The 2,387-nt window shown below is 33.6% G+C and carries 2 protein-coding genes and 1 pseudogene; all 3 read right to left on the bottom strand.

All coding sequences use genetic code 11. The annotated features are described in order from the left end of the window. Nucleotides 1-138 precede the first annotated feature (138 nt). Complete coding sequence (locus RV00_RS15800; protein WP_071863492.1) at nucleotides 139-1,065, bottom strand: site-specific integrase; 927 nt, start codon at nucleotides 1,063-1,065, stop codon at nucleotides 139-141. Between the two features lie 64 nt (nucleotides 1,066-1,129). Beyond that, nucleotides 1,130-1,665 (bottom strand): annotated as a pseudogene (locus tag RV00_RS16780) (restriction endonuclease subunit S); the annotation flags it as partial. Between the two features lies 1 nt (nucleotide 1,666). Then, a partial coding sequence (locus RV00_RS16775) for a restriction endonuclease subunit S (protein ID WP_338070754.1) occupies nucleotides 1,667-2,321 on the bottom strand: 655 nt, incomplete at its 3' end. Nucleotides 2,322-2,387 lie beyond the last annotated feature (66 nt).

The raw sequence follows: 2,387 nt of genomic DNA, 5'->3' as shown, positions 1-2,387 counted from the left end.
CTTAAGGCACCTAGATAACACCATCACCCTTCATCAGAACAAACTGGACCAACTTCAATCGCTTAAATATGCTCTACTTAAAAGAATGTTTATATAAGCTCAATCCCAGAAGACAAACTTATCTTCTGGGATTTTCTTTTAAACTAATGCACTTAAATGTCGAATAATTTTATCATTATCTTGATTTTCTAATTCTTGAATAATATGAAGATAAGTTTCCTGAGTCGTAGTCATACTAGAATGGCCTAACCTTCTGGCAACGCTGGCAATTGAAACTCCTGCGAAAAGCAGTAATGACGCATGAGTATGCCGTAAGCTGTGGATGGTGATAATTGGAACATTTGCTTTTTTACATAATGATTCAAGTCGCTTATTAATGGTTGAGTTGAATACCCTGCCGTTTACAAAGATCAATTCATCTTCCGTCATTTCTTTGGTTAATTGTGAAAATTGCATACTAATTTGCCAATCAATCTGAATTTTTCTTTTAGAGGATTCATTTTTGGTCGGCTGTATTTCGCCTTTTGCTTTTTTATAATTCCAGGTTTTACTTATGACAAGACTTTGGTTAAAATAGTCAAAATCTTGCGGAGTCAGAGCTAAGGCCTCTGAAAAACGCAAACCGGTTTTTGCAATCAGTAGAATGAACCAATCCCAGTTAATTTCACTTTTCAATTCTAATTGCTTTAATAAAGTCTGTAATTCATATTGATTCAAAAATTTTGGTTTCTTTTGACGAGGCTCTTTGCCTTTAATAATAATTTTACGGGTTGGGTTTTTCTCAATTAAACCTTCATCCACTGCATCAAGAATTGCTCCTTTGATTTGATGATGAAAGTCCATCGTTGTTTGTTTTTCATGCGTCAGAGCATATTGATTTAGGAGTCGTTGATAACTTCTCCGATCCAACTCAGATAAACATAGTGTAGGTGCTAACTCTAGAATTTTTTGATAAGTTACGTAATACTTATCCAAAGTAATTTCACGGATTGCCCCTACTTTGTATAATTCTAACCACTCTTCAAAATACTCGTAAAACAAAACATCTTTTTTCTTTTTTCGCATAAAAATAGCCTCCTAAAATAGTTATTAGAATTTCATAATAACAATTTTTAGGAGGTTGATTTTTCTAAATGAACATTTTTTTTAGAAAAGCAGATTTTAAAAATTTAAGTTGATCCAGTTTATTTTGTTGAAGAGAGATGGAGTAGTCTACGTTGGATAAAAATACCCCAATTTTTTCTTGTTCTTCACTACTTGGCACCATAATTGTAGCTTCCTTAATATCATTTGAATTAATACTCTCAAATGTTGATCCAGTACTATATCTACTCCAATAACTATTCGTTTTCATTTTTCCCAGTTGTTGGAAAATAAATTCATTACCTCTAATTGCTGCAACACCACGACCAATAACTACGTCATAATCAGTTTTACCAATATCTCCAACTGGAGCACGGACACTTAAAATTAAATCGCCTTTTTGAGCTTGCTTTGTTATTTGAGTAGTCCAAACACGAGGAACAACGTAACCATTTTTCATATCTGCATTACCTTGAACAAGAATATAATCATCGGGATTTTCAGTATAATTTTCTGAATTAGGCGATTGCCCCATAATTATATTCACTTTGATTCCCAACTTACTTTGTTCCCACACATCCTNAGTCTAACCCTTGAGAATTTTTTCTCCCCTGTTTCTTGCTAAACTCCTTAAACTTACGCTGTTCCCATACATCGATAAAGTACGCAAATCTTAATTCAGGAACTTGGACCCCGTTTTTCGGAAACATTTTCTCTAAATATCCTTGTTTCATCTTTTTAAATAAGTCAAGTTTACGCTGATGAAGGGTGATGGTGTCGTCAAGTTGCTTGAAGAAGACACCAATTTTTTGTTGCTCCTCAATATTTTCCGGAAAAGATACGTCAGTTTTTTGTAAATTCCCTTTACTGATGGCAGATACTTTAGATCCTTGCATTAATCTTAAAAGTTGTCGGTGGTAAATGTTGGAATTAATATAGTAACCTAAAAAATATTCTGCTTTTTGTTTTGTAGCTCTTGCAACAATAGTGTGAAGTCCTGATACAAGATTTTCATTAGTAATACCATTGATTTCAACAGCTTTCCCTACAGCTTCATCTTCAGCAGCATCTGCAAAAACTAAATCTCCATTCTCTAACAAATTAGGCGTATACGTCTCTAAAGAACCATCTGTAATATATGGAACCTCCTCTTTTTTAATATTAAGAATTGAAGGATATTTTATTAGCACGTCTCCATAATGTACGTTCTTAACTTCTCCCTTATCGTAATTTAACATTGCTCTTGATAACGAATTAGTAGAAACGGGGAAATTAAAGCAATCTTCAAACTTACGCTGTTCCCA

It is taken from the genome of Enterococcus devriesei, from assembly GCF_001885905.1.
GTDB lineage: Bacteria > Bacillota > Bacilli > Lactobacillales > Enterococcaceae > Enterococcus_A > Enterococcus_A devriesei.
Note: the sequence above shows the minus strand (reverse complement) of the source record. Positions and strands in the feature narration are given on the sequence as shown.

Excerpts from the sequence above, each read along its gene's own strand:
- RV00_RS15800 (WP_071863492.1), bottom strand. The coding sequence starts at position 1,065 with ATGCGAAAAAAGAAAAAAGATGTTTTGTTTTACGAGTATTTTGAAGAG.